The sequence below is a fragment of the Bacillus cereus group sp. BfR-BA-01492 genome (genome assembly GCF_022662815.1).
Classification (GTDB): domain Bacteria; phylum Bacillota; class Bacilli; order Bacillales; family Bacillaceae_G; genus Bacillus_A; species Bacillus_A cereus_BD.
The window spans coordinates 225,692-242,561 of sequence record NZ_JAKUEH010000002.1 but is presented as its reverse complement, the minus strand read 5'-3'; the positions used below and the strand labels follow the sequence as shown (position 1 = coordinate 242,561).

Below are 16,870 nucleotides of genomic sequence, written 5' to 3'. Positions count from 1 at the left end.
ATATTTTTTCTTGGTGTTACAATTTTTTCACTTGAAATATATGGCGGACGATGTTTAAATTAAAATCGTGAGTATAAAATTCATTAAAAATGAAACGTTTTCATTTTGATGGATTTAAAGAGATAAAATCGAGCGGTTTGTGGTTTTTCCACATAACTACCAAGAGAAAAAGGGGCGAAAGACTAGATGTCAAAAATCATCGCGATTAATGCAGGAAGTTCTTCCTTGAAGTTTCAATTATTTGAAATGCCAAGTGAGAAAGTATTAACAAAAGGTTTAGTAGAACGTATCGGTTTAGAAGACAGTATTTTCACAATTACTGTAAATGGTGAGAAACAAAAAGAAGTTAAAAATATTCCAGATCATGCAGTGGCAGTTAATATGCTTCTTAATAAATTAACTGAAAATGGAATCGTGAAATCTCTTGATGAGATTAGCGGTATCGGTCACCGTGTTGTACACGGCGGTGAAAAATTTGCTGACTCTGTATTAATTACAAATCAAGTATTAGCAGATATTGAAGAATTAAGCGAATTAGCACCACTTCATAACCCAGCAAATATTGTTGGTATTAAAGCGTTCCAAGAAGTGCTTCCAAACGTACCAGCAGTAGCAGTATTCGATACAGCATTCCACCAAACAATGCCTGAATCTGCGTATCTTTACAGCTTACCATATGAATACTATGAGAAATACGGTATCCGTAAATACGGTTTCCACGGAACTTCTCATAAATATGTAACAGAGCGTGCAGCTGAATTATTAGGCCGTCCACTTGAAAGCTTACGTCTTCTTTCTTGCCATTTAGGTAACGGAGCAAGTATCGCAGCTGTAGAAGGTGGAAAATCTATCGATACTTCAATGGGATTCACTCCACTTGCTGGTGTAACAATGGGCACACGTTCTGGTAACATTGACCCTGCGTTAATTCCATACATCATGGACAAAACTGGACAAAGTGTAGAAGAAGTAGTGAATGTATTAAACAAGAAAAGTGGTATGTTAGGTCTTACTGGATATTCTAGTGACTTACGTGACATTATTGCGAAAGAAGAAGAAGGCGACCACCGTGCGAAAGTAGCACTTGATGTGTTCGTAAGCCGTATTCATAAATATATCGGTTCTTACGCAGCTCGCATGAAAGGCGTTGACGCAATCATCTTCACAGCTGGTGTAGGTGAAAATAGTGCGATCATTCGTGAGCGCGTATTAGAAGGTCTTGAGTACATGGGCGTATACTTTGATGCAAAACGCAACAACGTATTCGGTGAAGAAGCATTTATCAGCTTCCCACACTCTCCAGTAAAAATTATTGTAATTCCAACTGACGAAGAAGTTATGATCGCTCGTGATGTTGTTCGTCTTGGAGGTATTGGTTAATATATATCAAGAAGGCGGAATCTTATATGATTCCGTCTTTTTTTGTGGGAAAATTGGAAGGCTATTCTTATGTATGGAATTAATATATGTGTACTTATCAAGTTTGCGAAGAAAAAGCAGAAATATGTTACAATAGAAAAAAATTGAGCGAGGTGATTGTTGCAATGCAATCGAAGCGAGAACAATCCATTTTACAAGATATAAAAGAGTGGGAAAGACAATTAATAGAACAAGAAGCGACTGATTTTCAAAAGATGTTTGATAAATGGGTGTATGAAATAGTAGAAAAATTACCTGAGAAAAAGCGTACAAATCTTTTTGCAAAAGTAGACGGATGGTTATTTCATCTTCATGCATTTATTCAAAGTTCACAATCGCAATTAGATGCGCGCAATCGTATTTTAGGTACAGCTAGATTATTTGATGAGTCCATTGAGAATTTAGATGACTTAAAAGCATTATCTATCGATCAATTAACATACATAGCAGAACAACAGACAGCACGTCATCGACTATACTCTTTTGTACAAGGAGGAGCAACTGGTGTTGGAGGCTTATTCCTATTAACTGCTGATTTTCCTGTTATGATTGCGCTAAATGTAAAAGCTGTGCAGCTCATTGCAACTTCGTTTGGGCATGATGTGAATAAGCCGTATGAAATGATGCTTGCTCTAAAAGTATTTCACGCTGCATTATTGCCAACAAGATTGCAACAATATGCTTGGTCCAATTTACTGCAAGAATTAGAACAAGAAGACTCCTACTTTTATGAAGGAGAAGAAGAAGTATTAAAACCAGCTTCAATAGAGGTTGTGCTTAAACAAATTTTGAAGACATTTTCGATTTATGCACTTCGTCGTAAATTATTTCAAGGTGTTCCTGTGCTAGGAATTGCAATTGGTTCCACTGTGAATTATCGTTTAACAAGAAATGTAACCGAATTTGCAAACAAATTTTATCAAGTGCGCTACCTATTAGAGAAAGAGAAACGTGCATGAAAAAAAGCGAGAGGCCGAGGCCTTTCGCTTTTTAGTTTGTTGCATGTTTTTTGGACATAGGAATGGATACGGTTTTCTTTTCTGCTTTTGGATAGTAAATGAAGTCCAATGTTTTGGATTGAACAGCAATGGAAAGAATCGTAAATGCAATTTCCGTCCAATTTAAATAATATAATGAAAGCGCAAGAACAATCGCGTCAAAGACAAAGAAAATTTGCCCGATTGTAAAGCGTGTTTTTTTGCTTAATACAATCGTTAAAATATCGTCTCCGCCGGTTGCACCGCCAAATCGTAATATAAAACCGAGTCCAATACCAGCTAACGCACCACCAAGTACAGCGGCAATCCATAAATGATTTGATAAATCTACCGTAAATGGAGAATAGTTCTCCACAAAAGAATAAAATACGCCGAATGAAATCGAACCTAGAAATGAATAACCAACCATCTTTTTGCCTAAAAATGTAGCGCATAATAAGATGACAGGAATATCCATTAATACAGTCGAAATCGACGGTGAAATATCAAAAAAGTTTTGGATGAATAATGCAATCCCAACAAATCCACCTTCTGTTAAGTGGTTTTGGAAATGAAAATGATATAGTGCTGCTGATAAAATAAATGAACCGATTAAAACCATAAAAATTTCTTTAATAATTTGTCGACTTTGGATGTTCCTCATCGTTATTCCTTCTTTCCGTAGTTAGTAGTCTTTTTTCGTTTTGTAAACTAACTACGAGCGCATAGTAGCTGTCAGTTAGTTTACATCAAACTAACTACGCTATATGTCGCTGAAGAAATAACGAATAATCCTCTCGTCCATCAATTCTCCCTACTTTCGTTTTAGTTTAAGCCTAAAAAACGACTAAACAAAACTTTGGTAGGATTTCCTATTTAGCAATCCTATTCTCTTCTTTGTTTTGTTTAGCAAATAATAGTGTGACTTAAACAAAACGCTATGTGTAAGAAGAGTCTTTTCTTTGCCAAATTATCCTTCGGGCAATCATAATTTCCCCACTCTCGTATTTTTTCGCTAGACTAAAGGATCTGAGCTAAAAAATACGCTACGTGTAAGATTCATCAATTCGATGCCACATGCTCCTTCGAGCGATCATGATATCAAAATCCTTTCTGTAAAGATTTTATACTATTATATCATACTTTCAAAAAATGTATGCGTAAGGAAACCGACAATAATTGGAGGAAATCTACAGATTTCATTGTTTTTTTGAGATGATGTTGTGACGTTTCGGTATTTTTGTAAGATAATAAAAGTTATTGCAAAGAAGAGAATAATTTCGACAGTTAGTATAAAGGGTAAAGAAGGAGTTTCATAACGTATTTATCGGTTTATCATATAGTATATGATAAATCGAGTGCATCATGTGTTATTTTTTTACAAAAGTAAAGAGACATGTCCCAAATGGAAAGCGGGACATGTCCTTTATGGATGAGTTTTTCCGTGAGATACATGTTGCGTAAGGCGATACCAAAGCCATAAATCATTAATGATGGAAGCAAGGTCTGCAATTTCAGAATTAAGTCTACAGGAAATCTCGAAGTTTTCTTCGTTATTGAGATGATGTTGTTTTTGGTTAATATGATATTCAAGTTCTTTTATGCGATCAGGTATTTTCCCGCGAATTTGTTCCCACTTTAATAGAATTGTATGTTGCACTTTTTCTGGGATGTCTTCCCATTCCTCTTGTAAATGTGGTACTTCAATTCCTAGATGTTCATCATAAATAAAATATGATTCCATATAGACACCCCACTTTCTGTTTCTATTGTATCGAAAAAGAGAAAGAAGTTCGATGAAATTGTGAGAATTTTTTTTGAATATCTCTTGATTCATTTGAGAAAAGATGATAAAGTTTGGATTATTATAAGTTGTTATGAATATTTATTCTTTAGGGGGATATAAAATGGAGAAGAAAAAAGTTGTGCTAGCATATTCTGGAGGTCTTGATACTTCTGTTGCAATTAAGTGGTTGCAAGAAAAAAATTATGATGTTATCGCTCTTTGCTTGGACTTAGGGGAAGGGAAAGATTTAGAATTTGTAAAAGAAAAGGCACTTTCAGTAGGAGCTATTAAATCTTATATGATTGATGTGCAAGAAGAGTTTATGAATGAATATGCATTGATGGCTTTACAAGGTCATACGTTATATGAAGGGAAATACCCTCTTGTTTCTGCATTATCTCGTCCGCTAATTGCGAAAAAACTAGTTGAGATTGCAGCACTAGAAGGTGCTAGTGCAGTTGCGCATGGATGTACCGGTAAGGGGAATGACCAAGTACGTTTTGAAGTATCCATTCAAGCATTAAACCCATATTTAGAAGTCATTGCACCAGTACGTGAATGGAAATGGTCACGTGAGGAAGAAATTGCGTATGCAAAAGAAAACGATGTACCAATTCCTGTCAATTTAGATAGCCCATTTTCTATTGACCAAAACTTATGGGGACGTAGTAATGAGTGCGGAATTTTAGAAGATCCATGGGCAGCGCCGCCAGAAGATGCGTATGAAATGACTTTACCATTAGAAAATACACCAGATCAGCCAGAATTTGTAGAAATCGGATTTGAAGCAGGTGTACCGACAACATTAAACGGAACAGCTTACTCACTTTCACAATTAATGAAAACGTTAAATTCACTTGCTGGAAAGCATGGAATTGGGCGTATCGATCATGTGGAAAACCGCCTTGTAGGCATTAAGTCGCGTGAGGTGTATGAATGCCCAGCGGCGATGACATTACTTACTGCTCATAAAGAACTTGAAGATTTAACACTTGTAAAAGAAGTAGCTCACTTTAAACCAATTATTGAACAAAAGCTAACAGAATTAATCTATAATGGCTTATGGTTCTCACCTTTAAAACAAGCGCTTGTTGCTTTTTTACAAGAAACGCAAAAGACAGTATCAGGTACAGTGCGTGTAAAATTATTTAAAGGGCATGCGATTGTAGAAGGACGTAAATCAGAATACTCCTTATATGATGAAAAATTAGCGACTTATACAGCGAATGATGAATTTAATCACGATGCAGCAGTTGGTTTTATTTCACTATTTGGTCTTCCAACAAAAGTATATAGCCAAGTGAATCAGAAGAAGGTGGAAGCGTGAGTAAACTGTGGGGTGGGCGCTTTACAGAAGAGGCAGAAGCGTGGGTCGAGGAGTTTGGAGCATCGATCTTCTTTGACAAACAATTAGTGAAACAAGATATAGAAGGCAGTATTGCACATGTTACAATGCTTGCAAAGCAGGGGATTGTAACAAAAGATGAGGCAGAGAAAATAAAAGAAGGGCTTCAATATTTACTTGAAAAAGCGAAAGAAAATAAGCTGAACTTCTCGGTAGAAGCGGAGGATATTCATCTAAATATTGAAAAGATGCTCATTGAACAAATTGGTGAGGTAGGAGGAAAGCTTCATACAGGTCGTAGTCGTAATGATCAAGTCGCAACAGATATGCACTTGTATTTAAAAGAGAAAGTACAAGATATAATACAAGCTACAAAACAATTGCAGAAGGTTCTTGTTGATCAAGCAGAAGAGAATATTAAAACGATTATGCCAGGGTATACACATTTGCAGCGTGCACAACCTATTTCTTTCGCTCACCATATACTCGCATACTTTTGGATGTTAGAACGTGATGTAAATCGTTATGAAGATTCTTTGAAACGTATAAATGTTTCCCCGCTTGGTGCAGGTGCTCTTGCAGGAACAACATTTCCGATTGACCGTGTATATAGCGCAGCGCTTCTCGGTTTTGAAGGAATATATGAAAATAGTTTAGATGCGGTAAGTGATCGTGATTTTATATTAGAATTTCTGAGCAATTCATCTATTTTAATGATGCATGTATCACGCTTTTGTGAAGAACTCATTTTATGGAGTAGTCAGGAGTTTCAATTTATTGAAATGAGCGATCAATATGCAACGGGAAGTAGCATTATGCCGCAAAAGAAAAATCCGGATATGGCGGAACTGATCCGTGGTAAAACAGGAAGAGTGTATGGAAACTTATTCAGTTTATTAACAGTAATGAAAGGATTGCCGCTAGCCTATAACAAAGATTTGCAAGAGGATAAAGAAGGAATGTTTGATACAGTTAAAACGGTAGAAGGCTGTCTTCATATTATGGCTCGTATGTTAGAAACGATGACTGTAAATAAAGAAAGAATGGGGCAGGCTGTCACGCAGGACTTTTCTAATGCAACAGAAATCGCTGATTACTTAGCGAACAAAGGGCTCCCATTCCGCCAGGCGCATGAAATTGTCGGAAAGCTCGTTCTTCATTGCACACAAAAAGGAATTTATTTATTAGATGTGCCGCTCGAAACATATAAAGAAATGAGCCCGTTATTTGAAGAAGATTTATATGAGGTTCTATCACCTTATGCAGCGGTAAAACGTCGTAATAGTGCAGGTGGGACAGGATTTGTTCAAATTGTACAGGCGTTGGAAAAAGCGAAGATGTTAGTGGGAGAAGTGATTAGGAATTGAGTTAAAAAGTACGCCAGTCTGTTAAAGTCTGGCGTACTTTCTGTTTTGTTAGTATTTAAGTAAAAATAACAATTTGGGGGGAAGTTTATGAAAAAATAGTATGTATCGTTTTATTGTGAATTAGCTTAATTGCAAATGTGAAAGTATTTCTTTTGGACAAATATATATTTGTTGGTGAACAAGAAAAGCGAGAAGAAGCGATTACCGCAACGATGTGGCACTTGCAAGAAAAAGGATATAAAGAGTGATATAGCAAAATCGATTCTTACGGTATGAATATACAATTTAAAGATGAACGAAACGAATCATATACATATAGAGTTTTGAAAGGTGCTAAAACAAATAAACGAACTGTACACCAAGTTAGCAATGCGCTAGGTAGTACGGACGGGAAGCATCAAGAGCTTAAATAGATAGGAGAGACTGCTGATAAGTAATATGAGCAGTCTTTTATATTTTTAGAAGGGAATCGAGCGTTTTAGAGTTGTTTTTCATAATGATAAAATGATGCTTCTCATGAATTGCTAATAGTTGGATAGATTGAATAAGGTTAGGGTAGTGAGCAATTGGATCTAAAAATACGATATGTCCTGCAATATTTTCTTCTATATTTTGAACTAGTTTTTTTATTTCAGCTGTTTCACGTGAAAGTAACTTTTCTAATTCATTTACATTCATAGAATAATAGACTTTTTTTGAAGGGATTAAAATCCAGGGAGCTTTCATTCCTTTGCCGTGTTTTTCGTTATATTCGGCATAAATGTCATGTATTTCAGTTGCAAATGGAGTGTTTCTTCTGAGCTTGGCATAAGGGATAAGAGTGAAAGAGAATTTAATCGCTATTTTTAGCATTCTTGCAATTAAATATAAATGATAAAAATGCTCTCCGATAGACCATTTTCCATTCTGAGGGCGATACCATAGTTGTTCTTGAGATAGTGAATGGAGATGAGGAAGGAACTGGCTTCTTTGCACATGCAATGTATGAAAATGTTTTGAGATATTTTCAGATTTCATATTTTCGTATCCTCCACATTTTTTCCTCATTATAACATTTTTTGTGTAGATGTAAGTAAGCCTAGAGCAATCTGTTCTAGGCTTACAGTTTTATCAATTAATCGTACTTATGTCGACCTTCCATAATTCGAATATACTCAATATCCATCAAATCTCGAAGTAATGCACCATTACTTAGTTCCACGCCATGTTTTTCTTTGAGATGTGTGCGGATCGTATTTAACATTTCGATTTCTTTCCCATTTATATCTAAAATAATACGTTCATAATCCTCCATATAGTATCCTCCTTTTCTAAACACATATATTTTGTCCGTTTATTTCTAAAAAATGTATGTTCATGTAATGTTAGGAAATGAGATCTGAAATCAAAAATCATATATGTTCTTGCTTCGTAAAAAAATGACAGAAGAGGTAAGGCGATCTTATTTAACGATAGCGACGATAATGATGGCGGTATGGTCTTTGAAGTTTCTTCCGGCTTATGTACTTGCGGTTGTCATTGTTGTCGTGGTTTGTCTTGTATTTATAGTGAAATATGTGAAATAAGTTGTAGTTATATATGCTACAGCTATAAAATTATAATCGTAATAATTATATATAATGATATCAGGAGGATACAGTATGAGTTTCATTAAAGTAGTAACTAAAGCGGCGGCTAAAGTTGCAGCTGACGTAGTGGGGGGTGCAATAGAAGCGGTAGGAGAGGTTACGAACAATAATTTCATAAAGGATGTTGGAAAAGGTGTTAATAAAGCTACTGTGAAAACTGGAGAAATCATTGGGAATCTTGCCGATGGTACGTATGATGCTATAGGGGGGCTTATTACAGATGATAGACAGCAAGTAAAGCGAGGATATAAAGAAATACTTGGAACGGTTCAAGATACGGCAACGACAATTGGAAAAGGAATTGTGCATGTTTCAGAAAAGGGAGTTGAAACTGTACAAGCGATAAGAGAAGGAGATACAGATAAAGCAATAGAAACAGGAAAAGAATTAGCCAAAGTTGCAGCTGTAGGCGTGTTCTCAGTAGGAGTTATAGATATAATTGATGGTGCCGATGGAATTATAGATGGGGTAGACAGTGATAGTGTAGCGCAAGCATCAGCTCCAGAAGCAACGGATGTAGAGTATATAGCGGAGGAAAATCCGAATACTCATCATGTAACACCCCATGAAAGAGTTTTACCCGACGGGAGTACAACATGGGTAGATGGTGATGGCGATCCGAGTGTAAATACACAAGATGGCTGGGAGCAACATAATCCGGATTACAGAATTCCTAAAGTATAAAAATAAATAGGGTAGATAAGAGGAAGCCTCTTATCTACCCTATTTATTTTTATGAATTATAGCTCACCTTGCTCTTCATCACCACGAACAACAAGGACATCGCATTTTGCATAGCGAATAATATGTTCAGAGACGCTACCAATTAAGAAACGCTCTACAGCATTTAAACCAGTGGCACCGCACATGATTAAGTCTACTTTATGTTTGGGAGCAATTTCTTTTGAAATTTTAGATTTTGGATTACCGAATTCTAGTACAGTTTCTACCTTTTCAAGACCTGCTTCTAGTGCTGTTTTTTTGTAGTCTTCTAATAAGTCTTCTGCAAAAAGATTAGCACGTTCAGCAATCGCGCGGCTATATGCTTCTACCGCAGAGTACGCTTTCACATCAACGATATGAGCAATAGTTAATGTCGCATTGTTACGTTTCGCAACTTGAATGGCTTTTTTAAAAGCTTTTTCAGCCTCTTTAGAACCATCTACAGCAATTAAAATATTTGTATATGTATTAGTCATAGTAAATTCCTCCCAATTGATTTTATAACCCTTTACAACTAAATTATAAAACAAATTCTGGTAATATACGTGAAAAAAACGTTACAGAATTTTGAAAAGTTTGTTTTGATTCTTTTTAGTTGTAATTGTAGCAAGAACTTGTTACATATGGAGTATAGTAATTTAAAAGGAGGCATGTTTGTGAGACACGCGCTCATTACAGCCGGTACAAAAGGTTTAGGAAGGCAAGTAACAGAGAAATTATTGGCGAATGGACATTCTGTAACAGTCACATATCATAGCGACAGAAGCGCTGTAGAGGAAATGAAAGAAAAGTATAATCATATAGAAGAACGTCTACAGTTTATACAAGCAGATGTCACGAAGAAAGAAGATTTACATAAAATGGTAGAAGAAGCAACAAAACGTTTTGGTAAGATCGATTTTTTAATTAATAATGCGGGTCCTTATGTGTTTGAACGAAAAAAGTTAGTGGATTATGAAGAACAGGAATGGAATGAGATGATTCAAGGAAATTTAACAGCGGTATTTCATCTGTTAAAACTCGTTGTTCCAATTATGAGAAAGAACCAATTTGGTCGCATTATTAATTATGGATTTCAAGGGGCCGATAGTGCACCGGGATGGATGTATCGTTCAGCTTTTGCGGCAGCAAAAGTAGGGCTTGTTTCATTAACGAAGACAGTTGCTTATGAAGAAGCAGAGTATGGTATTACAGCAAATATGGTTTGCCCAGGTGATATTATTGGTGAGATGAAAGAAGCAACAATTCAAGAAGCGCGCATGTTGAAAGATAAGCGTACGCCAATTGGTAGATCAGGAACAGGTGAAGATATCGCACGCACCATCTCATTTTTATGCGAAGAAGATTCTGATATGATTACGGGTACAATTATTGAAATAACAGGGGCAGTTGATGTAATTCATCGATATCGACAAAAGTAAATAAAATCTATCGGAAAACTTATGTTATTTTTTGTAAAATATTGAGGGATTATGTTAGAATATAGGTGCATAGAAAGTGTTTAAAAAATAATTTAGGGGTCATTTCATAACTCAAGGGGGAATGAATAATGCGTATCGGTATTCCAACAGAAATTAAAAACAATGAAAACCGTGTGGCAATGACGCCAGCTGGTGCTGTACATCTTGTACAAAATGGTCATGAAGTTTTTGTTCAAAAAGGTGCAGGTTTAGGTTCTGGTTTTACAGATGAAGAATACGTACAAGCTGGAGCGAAACTTGTTGAAACTGCTGAAGAAGCATGGAATCAAGATATGGTTATGAAGGTAAAAGAGCCAATTGAAAGTGAGTATGGTTATTTCCGTGAAGGACTTATTTTATTCACATACTTACATCTAGCTCCAGAACCTGAGTTAACAAAAGCTTTAATTGATAATAAAGTGATATCAATTGCTTATGAAACAGTACAATTAGATAATCGTTCTTTACCATTACTTGCACCGATGAGTGAAGTAGCAGGTCGTATGTCTGCACAAATTGGAGCACAGTTCCTTGAAAAAACAAAAGGTGGTAAAGGTATTTTACTTGCAGGCGTTCCAGGAGTAAAACGTGGGAAAGTAACAATTATCGGTGGCGGTCAAGCTGGTACAAACGCAGCGAAAATTGCGGTTGGACTAGGTGCGGATGTAACAATCATCGACTTAAGTGCAGAACGTCTTCGTCAGTTAGATGACATTTTCGGAAATCAAGTAAAAACGTTAATGTCTAATCCGTATAATATTGCACAGGCTGTAAAAGAATCTGATCTTGTAATCGGTGCAGTATTAATTCCAGGTGCAAAAGCGCCAAAACTTGTAACAGAAGAAATGATTCAATCAATGGAACCAGGTTCTGTTGTCGTTGATATCGCGATTGACCAAGGTGGTATTTTCGAAACAACGGATCGCATTACAACTCATGATAACCCAACTTATGAAAAACATGGCGTTGTTCATTATGCAGTTGCAAACATGCCAGGTGCGGTTCCACGTACTTCAACTCTTGCATTAACAAACGTAACAGTACCATATGCAGTACAAATTGCAAACAAAGGCTATAAAGCTGCTTGCTTAGGTAACGCTGCATTACTAAAAGGTATTAACACATTAGATGGCTACGTAACATTCGAAGCAGTTGCAGAAGCTCATGGCTTACAATACGCTGATGCGAAAGAGCTTCTTGAAAAAGCCCCTGCTTTATCATAATAAATATTAGATGAGGCCCTTCTTGTGATAAGGAGGGCTTTTATTTGAAACATAAGCATCATATAATATGAATAAAAAGAAACATGAATGGAAATAGGAGGAACAACATGGGGTATATTTGTGATATTTTGTCATTCGTTTTGCTTATAGCAGGAATTATTACAATGGTGGTAGCTAAAAAGAAGAATGATCCGAAATTAAGAGGAATTGGTATTGGGATTTTAACTGCAGTAATTGTCATTGTATTACCTGATTTCGCAAAAGGTTATGTGGAAGGTGTGCTTTCTGCTGGAAATAGTACATTTCCGATGGAATAGAAAAGAGGATCTTTAATTTTTTTTATAGACTAGGAAAGATTAGAGATCTTTTTTTATTTAAGGTTTTTATATGGAATTTTTTTCTTGTTAGTAAAATGCCTCCTATGATAATTTTAAGATAGATATATAGGGGCATAAGGAGGGGATTCTATGGAAAAGATAAATTTAATAGATTTAACAAAAGATATTAAAGACCAACATAAAAACTTCGTCGTTTCAAATGTAAATAGTCATTGCTTACGAATTGCTGTGTTTACTGGTGAATATGATTGGCATTATCATTCTAATTCGGACGAATTATTCATTGTATTAGAGGGAGAATTACTTATCGATTTTGAAGATGGAGAGACAGCAGTTTTGAAACCGAATGATTCAATTTTAATTCCATCATGTACGATTCATAGAACGAGAGCATTAAAGAGAACGGTAAATCTTTGTTTTGAACATATAGAGGCTGATACGATTATAGTGGAGCAATTATGAAAAAATTATCTGTAGTCGAGTATAGAAAAGTTCTTCCGATTTTAAAAAGCAATACAAGAACGACCACATTTGCTTATGCGGTATGTGATCAAATGATAAATGGTGAGTTTTTTGTAAACGAGCAATTAACAGCAGGACTAATTATCGCAGCTAACGGCATTTATTATTTATTCGGTGACACTCATGATCAAAGTTATAACGAAGATTTATTCTCGTATATAAAAACAGCCATTGAAACGAAAGAAAAACGATTTACGCTTTTCACTTCTAGTGAAGAATGGGAAATGATGATTGAAGACCGTTTTAATAATGTATTTCGGAAAATCCCGCGAGTGAAATTTCAAAGAGAAACTTTTGAAGAGAGAAAACGAGATTGTAACAAAAATACATATGAGGTTAAGCGTATTGATAGAAGCGATATAGAACGAAGTAAGGAATTTACAGAGGCGTATTATAAAGAATATTGGGGATCAACTGAAGCGTTTTTGAATAATGGATTTGGATTTTGCATAGAACAAAATGGGATGATCGTAGCGGAATGTGTCACGATATTTAGCGGGAATAGTTTTGCTGAAATTGATATTGTGACGCATGAAGCGCATCAAGGGAAAGGATTAGCCCAAGCGGTCGCAACACGTTTCATTGAACATTGTATACAAAATCATATAATGCCGTGCTGGGATTGTAACGTAGACAATATTCCTTCGCAAAAATTAGCTAGTAAATTAAATTTTCATAATCCAGTAGAATATAATTTATTTGTACGTAAGAAAACGGAGGGATAAAAATGAACGTCGAATTAACAAGATTCAAAGTGAAACCAGGAAAAAGTCATCGTGTAGATGAGTGGATGCAGCTTCTTAATGACAATATGAAAGAAGTGCTTTTGACACTAAACGACGAAAAAATGTATGTAGAGACAATTTTCCGGGAAATAAGAGATGGAGAAGAGTACTTATATTGGTATTCTGTACAAGGAGAAGGGGGGACTCTTGTCGAAAATTCTCATCATGAAATTGATAAAAAGCACTTAGCGTTTTGGGATGAATGTATTGATGAAGAAGCACCAGCTGTCGATATGAAAACAGAAGTGATAATGATTCAAGATGTTGTGAAAGAAGCGATGAAAGAATAGAATGATGGTTTGTATATAAGCAGAAAAGCGCATCAACATAGATGGGCTTTTTTTAGTTAAGATGCAATTGGTAAAAAAGATGAATGAAACAATTTACAAAAGATATACTAATATATAGGGTATTGTAAGAGTCGTAATAGTTGAGAAATATTGATTACAGTCTATTAATGTGAATAATCAGAAAATTTATGGTATAATATAGGAAAAGGGGGCTTATATGAGGCAAATACATGGAGCAATCTACATCTATATAACACTGTTTTTTATTGGAGTGTCTTATTACTTAGAGCATTCATACTCGCACCCAATTTTAACTTTTTTGAGCGGGACTTGTATGGTTATAGCGATTTTTGTACATCTTTTCTCAGTTTGGATTGTAAATTTTCAAGTGAATATTAGTAAGATGAAAGAAGGCACTTTTTGAGTGCCTTCTTTTTATCATTCTTAACTGCTGAATTTTGAGGTGAGGGTCTTATTGCTCGCAAATAGCGGGATAAAATTTTTAGGGGGGATTGAAATGAGGGGGAAGAGCTCAATGGCTTGGGTATTTGTTTTTTTAAGTATTTTCCTTACAATACTCACATCATGTGCATCTACATTTCCATCTAAACAAATCGCTACTGTAGAAGGGTATGTCATAGTGGGAAATGATAATGTATATTTCATCACGAATAAAAAATTTGAAACAAAAGCAGAGTTTCAAGAGTATATAGAAGAGCGACTACATGAGAAGTTTCCAACTGACACTGTTTTGAATTTTGTTGATAGCAACACATATCAGCAGTTGAAATCAGGATATAAAATAAAAGTATGGTCTTCTCAAATACTTGAGAGCTATCCAGCCCAAATGATTGTTGAGAAGTTTGAGGTAGTAGATAAAAAGGTAGCATTCTCGCTACCTTTTATTTATTTCACAAACTGCAATTCTTTCGGGAATTTTGTTAAAATTTCTGTTCCGTCTTTTGTAATGTAAATATCATCTTCAATTCGAACTCCGCCTACATTTGGTACGTAAATGCCTGGTTCAATTGTGAAGACCATGCCTTCTTTTAATGGGGATTCGTTGCCTTCTTTTACATCTGGATATTCATGTACACTAATACCAAGTCCATGACCGAGGCGGTGCGGGAAGAAGTCTCCGTAGCCAGCGTCTGCAATAACAGAACGGGCAGCGCGGTCGATAGCACCGAGTGTAACGCCCGGTTTACATGCTTCAATTGCTTGTAGTTGGCCAGCTAGTACTGTGTTATAAATACGCGTTTGTTCTTCAGAAATATCGCCGAATGCGACTGTGCGTGTAATATCAGAACAGTAACCATCAATAATTACACCTAGGTCGAATAGAACGAAGTCACCGCGCTTCATTTTGTTAGTGCCTGGTACACCGTGAGGTAGAGCTGAATTCGCTCCAGTTAAGACCATCGTGTCGAATGACATTTTATGTATACCTTTTTTCTTTAGTTCATGTTCGATAATTGCTAGTACTTCTAATTCACTACGATCTTCTTTAATGGCCTCTACACCAATACCGACGGCATAGTCAGCCATATGAGCAGCTTCACGTAAAATAGAAAGTTCTTTTTCGTCTTTAATTAAACGAAGTTCACGAACTTTTTCCTCTGCAGAGCGAAAAGTTGCATTTGGGAATAATTTTGTTAACGCCTCATAGCGTTCTACATTTAAGTGTTCTTTTTCAATTGCAACTGCATTTGCTTTGATACTGCGGTCTTTCAATGCTTTTTCAATCATATCCCACGGTCTGTCAGTATCAGTAAATCCGATAATTTCGTGTGTCCATCCAGCATTTCGCGCTTGATCTTCTTCCATTTTCGGACAAATTAAAATAGGTTCTTGTTCTTGGAATACGAATAGACCGAGTAGTCTTTCGTGCGGTTCACAATGGAAGTTCGTCATGTAGAAAACGTTTGGTGTAGAAGTTAAGAAGGCAGCTTCCACGTTTTGTTCTTGTAGCCAGTGCATGAATTTTTCTAATCTAGTATTCATCGATCGACACCTCCGAGATTTCAGTTACATATATAACTTTACATCGGATGAAAGAGTTATGACAAGTAAATAGATGTTAGAAAAGACAGGAAATTGTGAAATCATGTAGAATAAAAGGGGTGAGTGAGGAGGAATGTAACAATGAAAATATCTTATCACGGGCATTCAGTTGTAAAGATTGAAACGAATGGAAAAGTGATTTTAATTGATCCATTTTTAACAGGAAATCCGAAAACAGATTTAAAAGCGGAAGATGTAAAGGTAGATGCGCTTCTTTTATCGCACGGTCATGGAGATCATGTTGGTGATACAGCCGAAATTGCGAAGCGAAATGATGCGATTGTAGTAGCTCCTTTTGAACTCGCGACGTTTTTAGGATGGCAAGGTGTGAAGACGCATCCAATGCATATCGGTGGGGCGCATGAATTTGATTTTGGAAAAGTAAAGTTTACGCAAGCATTCCATGGTTCTAGCTACATCGATGAAGAAAATAAGACGATTACATATACAGGAATGCCAGCTGGGATTTTATTTACAGCAGAGGAGAAAACAATTTATCATGCAGGGGATACGGCATTATTCTCTGATATGAAATTAATTGGAGAGCGTAACGATATTGAATTAGCATTTTTACCAATTGGTGATAACTTTACAATGGGACCAGAAGATGCGGCGTTAGCAGCGAAATGGATTGATGCGAAAACAGTTGTGCCGATGCATTATAATACGTTCCCGGTTATTGAACAAGACCCACATCGATTTGTTGAAAAGCTAACAAACCGTACAGGGAGAGTATTAGAAGTGGGAGAAAGTATTACACTATAGAAAAGAAACCCTTCATTTGATCAAACAAGTGAAGGGTTTCTTTATGTATGAAAAATAGGTGTAAGAGTATGCATTCTGGATATTTTGTAATGATTGTCCAGGTGTTTCATTTTCATTTCTTACCTTTATTTTATATTGAGGTGAGCGGATAAATGATGGAATGAGATGAAAAATAAAT

General features: G+C 36.0%; 21 protein-coding genes and 1 pseudogene. 16 read left to right on the top strand and 6 right to left on the bottom strand.

Annotated features, from left to right (window positions below; translation table 11 throughout):
- Positions 1-186 precede the first annotated feature (186 nt).
- Both ackA and MR063_RS04385 read left to right on the top strand, forming a co-directional pair.
- Positions 187-1,380 carry an acetate kinase gene (ackA, locus tag MR063_RS04390; protein WP_242193939.1) on the top strand — a complete coding sequence of 398 codons (1,194 nt, stop codon included), beginning with the start codon at positions 187-189 and terminating at the stop codon, positions 1,378-1,380.
- Between the two features lie 164 nt (positions 1,381-1,544).
- Positions 1,545-2,378: an EcsC family protein gene (locus tag MR063_RS04385; protein WP_242144114.1), complete on the top strand. Its 834-nt coding sequence runs from the start codon at positions 1,545-1,547 to the stop codon at positions 2,376-2,378.
- A gap of 31 nt (positions 2,379-2,409) precedes the next feature.
- Here MR063_RS04385 and MR063_RS04380 read toward each other — a convergent pair whose 3' ends face one another.
- Positions 2,410-3,060 carry a YitT family protein gene (locus tag MR063_RS04380; protein WP_242193922.1) on the bottom strand — a complete coding sequence of 217 codons (651 nt, stop codon included), beginning with the start codon at positions 3,058-3,060 and terminating at the stop codon, positions 2,410-2,412.
- Positions 3,061-3,822: 762 nt separating this feature from the next.
- Complete coding sequence (locus MR063_RS04375) at positions 3,823-4,140, bottom strand: radical SAM protein (RefSeq protein ID WP_242144112.1); 318 nt, start codon at positions 4,138-4,140, stop codon at positions 3,823-3,825.
- 163 nt (positions 4,141-4,303) lie between these two features.
- Between MR063_RS04375 and MR063_RS04370 the strand changes: the two genes are divergently transcribed.
- The 3 genes and pseudogenes from MR063_RS04370 to MR063_RS04360 all read left to right on the top strand — a co-directional run bounded on the left by MR063_RS04370 (position 4,304) and on the right by MR063_RS04360 (position 7,307).
- A complete protein-coding gene (locus MR063_RS04370; RefSeq protein ID WP_242193919.1) occupies positions 4,304-5,509 on the top strand; it encodes an argininosuccinate synthase in 1,206 nt (401 codons plus the stop codon).
- Entirely contained in the window at positions 5,506-6,894 is a 1,389-nt protein-coding gene (gene argH, locus MR063_RS04365) for an argininosuccinate lyase (protein WP_242193914.1), read from the top strand. The genes MR063_RS04370 and argH overlap by 4 nt, the downstream gene beginning before the upstream one ends.
- Positions 6,895-7,013: 119 nt before the next feature.
- Positions 7,014-7,307, top strand: a pseudogene (locus tag MR063_RS04360) (DUF3139 domain-containing protein).
- 37 nt (positions 7,308-7,344) lie between these two features.
- Here the strand turns inward: MR063_RS04360 and MR063_RS04355 are convergent.
- A complete protein-coding gene (locus tag MR063_RS04355; protein ID WP_242193911.1) occupies positions 7,345-7,911 on the bottom strand; it encodes a DinB family protein in 567 nt (188 codons plus the stop codon).
- A 97-nt stretch (positions 7,912-8,008) separates the two neighbouring features.
- Entirely contained in the window at positions 8,009-8,188 is a 180-nt protein-coding gene (locus tag MR063_RS04350; protein ID WP_242193908.1) for a ProA domain protein, read from the bottom strand.
- Positions 8,189-8,297: 109 nt separating this feature from the next.
- Here MR063_RS04350 and MR063_RS04345 point away from each other — a divergent pair, with 109 nt between their 5' ends.
- Positions 8,298-8,459 (top strand): hypothetical protein, encoded by a 162-nt coding sequence (locus MR063_RS04345; RefSeq protein WP_242193905.1) that lies wholly within the window; start codon positions 8,298-8,300, stop codon positions 8,457-8,459.
- Between the two features lie 75 nt (positions 8,460-8,534).
- A complete protein-coding gene (locus MR063_RS04340; RefSeq protein ID WP_242193901.1) occupies positions 8,535-9,206 on the top strand; it encodes a hypothetical protein in 672 nt (223 codons plus the stop codon).
- Positions 9,207-9,262: 56 nt separating this feature from the next.
- On the opposite strand, the gene MR063_RS04335 is transcribed toward MR063_RS04340, so the two are convergent.
- On the bottom strand, positions 9,263-9,721 hold the full coding sequence (locus tag MR063_RS04335; protein ID WP_012095760.1) for a universal stress protein: 459 nt from the start codon (positions 9,719-9,721) through the stop codon (positions 9,263-9,265).
- A gap of 147 nt (positions 9,722-9,868) precedes the next feature.
- Here MR063_RS04335 and MR063_RS04330 point away from each other — a divergent pair, with 147 nt between their 5' ends.
- The 8 genes from MR063_RS04330 (at position 9,869) to MR063_RS04295 (ending at position 14,836) form a co-directional block, all read left to right on the top strand.
- Positions 9,869-10,666 (top strand): SDR family oxidoreductase, encoded by a 798-nt coding sequence (locus MR063_RS04330; protein ID WP_242193898.1) that lies wholly within the window; start codon positions 9,869-9,871, stop codon positions 10,664-10,666.
- Positions 10,667-10,794: 128 nt separating this feature from the next.
- Complete coding sequence (gene ald, locus MR063_RS04325; protein WP_242193894.1) at positions 10,795-11,928, top strand: alanine dehydrogenase; 1,134 nt, start codon at positions 10,795-10,797, stop codon at positions 11,926-11,928.
- A 107-nt stretch (positions 11,929-12,035) separates the two neighbouring features.
- Complete coding sequence (locus MR063_RS04320; RefSeq protein ID WP_242193879.1) at positions 12,036-12,245, top strand: hypothetical protein; 210 nt, start codon at positions 12,036-12,038, stop codon at positions 12,243-12,245.
- 150 nt (positions 12,246-12,395) lie between these two features.
- On the top strand, positions 12,396-12,728 hold the full coding sequence (locus MR063_RS04315) for a cupin domain-containing protein (RefSeq protein ID WP_242193877.1): 333 nt from the start codon (positions 12,396-12,398) through the stop codon (positions 12,726-12,728).
- Positions 12,725-13,513 carry a GNAT family N-acetyltransferase gene (locus tag MR063_RS04310; protein WP_242193830.1) on the top strand — a complete coding sequence of 263 codons (789 nt, stop codon included), beginning with the start codon at positions 12,725-12,727 and terminating at the stop codon, positions 13,511-13,513. The genes MR063_RS04315 and MR063_RS04310 overlap by 4 nt, the downstream gene beginning before the upstream one ends.
- A 2-nt stretch (positions 13,514-13,515) precedes the next feature.
- Complete coding sequence (locus tag MR063_RS04305) at positions 13,516-13,863, top strand: DUF6176 family protein (protein WP_242193826.1); 348 nt, start codon at positions 13,516-13,518, stop codon at positions 13,861-13,863.
- A gap of 217 nt (positions 13,864-14,080) precedes the next feature.
- On the top strand, positions 14,081-14,287 hold the full coding sequence (locus tag MR063_RS04300) for a hypothetical protein (protein WP_041810068.1): 207 nt from the start codon (positions 14,081-14,083) through the stop codon (positions 14,285-14,287).
- Positions 14,288-14,398: 111 nt separating this feature from the next.
- On the top strand, positions 14,399-14,836 hold the full coding sequence (locus MR063_RS04295; RefSeq protein WP_313928305.1) for a DUF3221 domain-containing protein: 438 nt from the start codon (positions 14,399-14,401) through the stop codon (positions 14,834-14,836).
- Here MR063_RS04295 and pepQ read toward each other — a convergent pair.
- On the bottom strand, positions 14,770-15,867 hold the full coding sequence (gene pepQ / locus MR063_RS04290) for a Xaa-Pro dipeptidase (protein WP_242193765.1): 1,098 nt from the start codon (positions 15,865-15,867) through the stop codon (positions 14,770-14,772). The two genes, MR063_RS04295 and pepQ, sit on opposite strands and share 67 nt — an antisense overlap.
- A gap of 141 nt (positions 15,868-16,008) precedes the next feature.
- Here pepQ and MR063_RS04285 point away from each other — a divergent pair, with 141 nt between their 5' ends.
- Positions 16,009-16,692, top strand: a complete 684-nt coding sequence (locus tag MR063_RS04285) for a metal-dependent hydrolase (protein WP_242193760.1) — start codon at positions 16,009-16,011, stop codon at positions 16,690-16,692.
- Positions 16,693-16,870 lie beyond the last annotated feature (178 nt).

Excerpts from the sequence above, each read along its gene's own strand:
- ackA (WP_242193939.1), top strand. The coding sequence starts at position 187 with ATGTCAAAAATCATCGCGATTAATGCAGGAAGTTCTTCCTTGAAGTTT.
- MR063_RS04385 (WP_242144114.1), top strand. The coding sequence starts at position 1,545 with ATGCAATCGAAGCGAGAACAATCCATTTTACAAGATATAAAAGAGTGG.
- MR063_RS04380 (WP_242193922.1), bottom strand. The coding sequence starts at position 3,060 with ATGAGGAACATCCAAAGTCGACAAATTATTAAAGAAATTTTTATGGTT.
- MR063_RS04375 (WP_242144112.1), bottom strand. The coding sequence starts at position 4,140 with ATGGAATCATATTTTATTTATGATGAACATCTAGGAATTGAAGTACCA.
- MR063_RS04370 (WP_242193919.1), top strand. The coding sequence starts at position 4,304 with ATGGAGAAGAAAAAAGTTGTGCTAGCATATTCTGGAGGTCTTGATACT.
- MR063_RS04355 (WP_242193911.1), bottom strand. The coding sequence starts at position 7,911 with ATGAAATCTGAAAATATCTCAAAACATTTTCATACATTGCATGTGCAA.
- MR063_RS04350 (WP_242193908.1), bottom strand. The coding sequence starts at position 8,188 with ATGGAGGATTATGAACGTATTATTTTAGATATAAATGGGAAAGAAATC.
- MR063_RS04340 (WP_242193901.1), top strand. The coding sequence starts at position 8,535 with ATGAGTTTCATTAAAGTAGTAACTAAAGCGGCGGCTAAAGTTGCAGCT.
- MR063_RS04335 (WP_012095760.1), bottom strand. The coding sequence starts at position 9,721 with ATGACTAATACATATACAAATATTTTAATTGCTGTAGATGGTTCTAAA.
- MR063_RS04330 (WP_242193898.1), top strand. The coding sequence starts at position 9,869 with ATGGAGTATAGTAATTTAAAAGGAGGCATGTTTGTGAGACACGCGCTC.
- ald (WP_242193894.1), top strand. The coding sequence starts at position 10,795 with ATGCGTATCGGTATTCCAACAGAAATTAAAAACAATGAAAACCGTGTG.
- MR063_RS04320 (WP_242193879.1), top strand. The coding sequence starts at position 12,036 with ATGGGGTATATTTGTGATATTTTGTCATTCGTTTTGCTTATAGCAGGA.
- MR063_RS04315 (WP_242193877.1), top strand. The coding sequence starts at position 12,396 with ATGGAAAAGATAAATTTAATAGATTTAACAAAAGATATTAAAGACCAA.
- MR063_RS04310 (WP_242193830.1), top strand. The coding sequence starts at position 12,725 with ATGAAAAAATTATCTGTAGTCGAGTATAGAAAAGTTCTTCCGATTTTA.
- MR063_RS04305 (WP_242193826.1), top strand. The coding sequence starts at position 13,516 with ATGAACGTCGAATTAACAAGATTCAAAGTGAAACCAGGAAAAAGTCAT.
- MR063_RS04300 (WP_041810068.1), top strand. The coding sequence starts at position 14,081 with ATGAGGCAAATACATGGAGCAATCTACATCTATATAACACTGTTTTTT.
- MR063_RS04295 (WP_313928305.1), top strand. The coding sequence starts at position 14,399 with ATGGCTTGGGTATTTGTTTTTTTAAGTATTTTCCTTACAATACTCACA.
- pepQ (WP_242193765.1), bottom strand. The coding sequence starts at position 15,867 with ATGAATACTAGATTAGAAAAATTCATGCACTGGCTACAAGAACAAAAC.
- MR063_RS04285 (WP_242193760.1), top strand. The coding sequence starts at position 16,009 with ATGAAAATATCTTATCACGGGCATTCAGTTGTAAAGATTGAAACGAAT.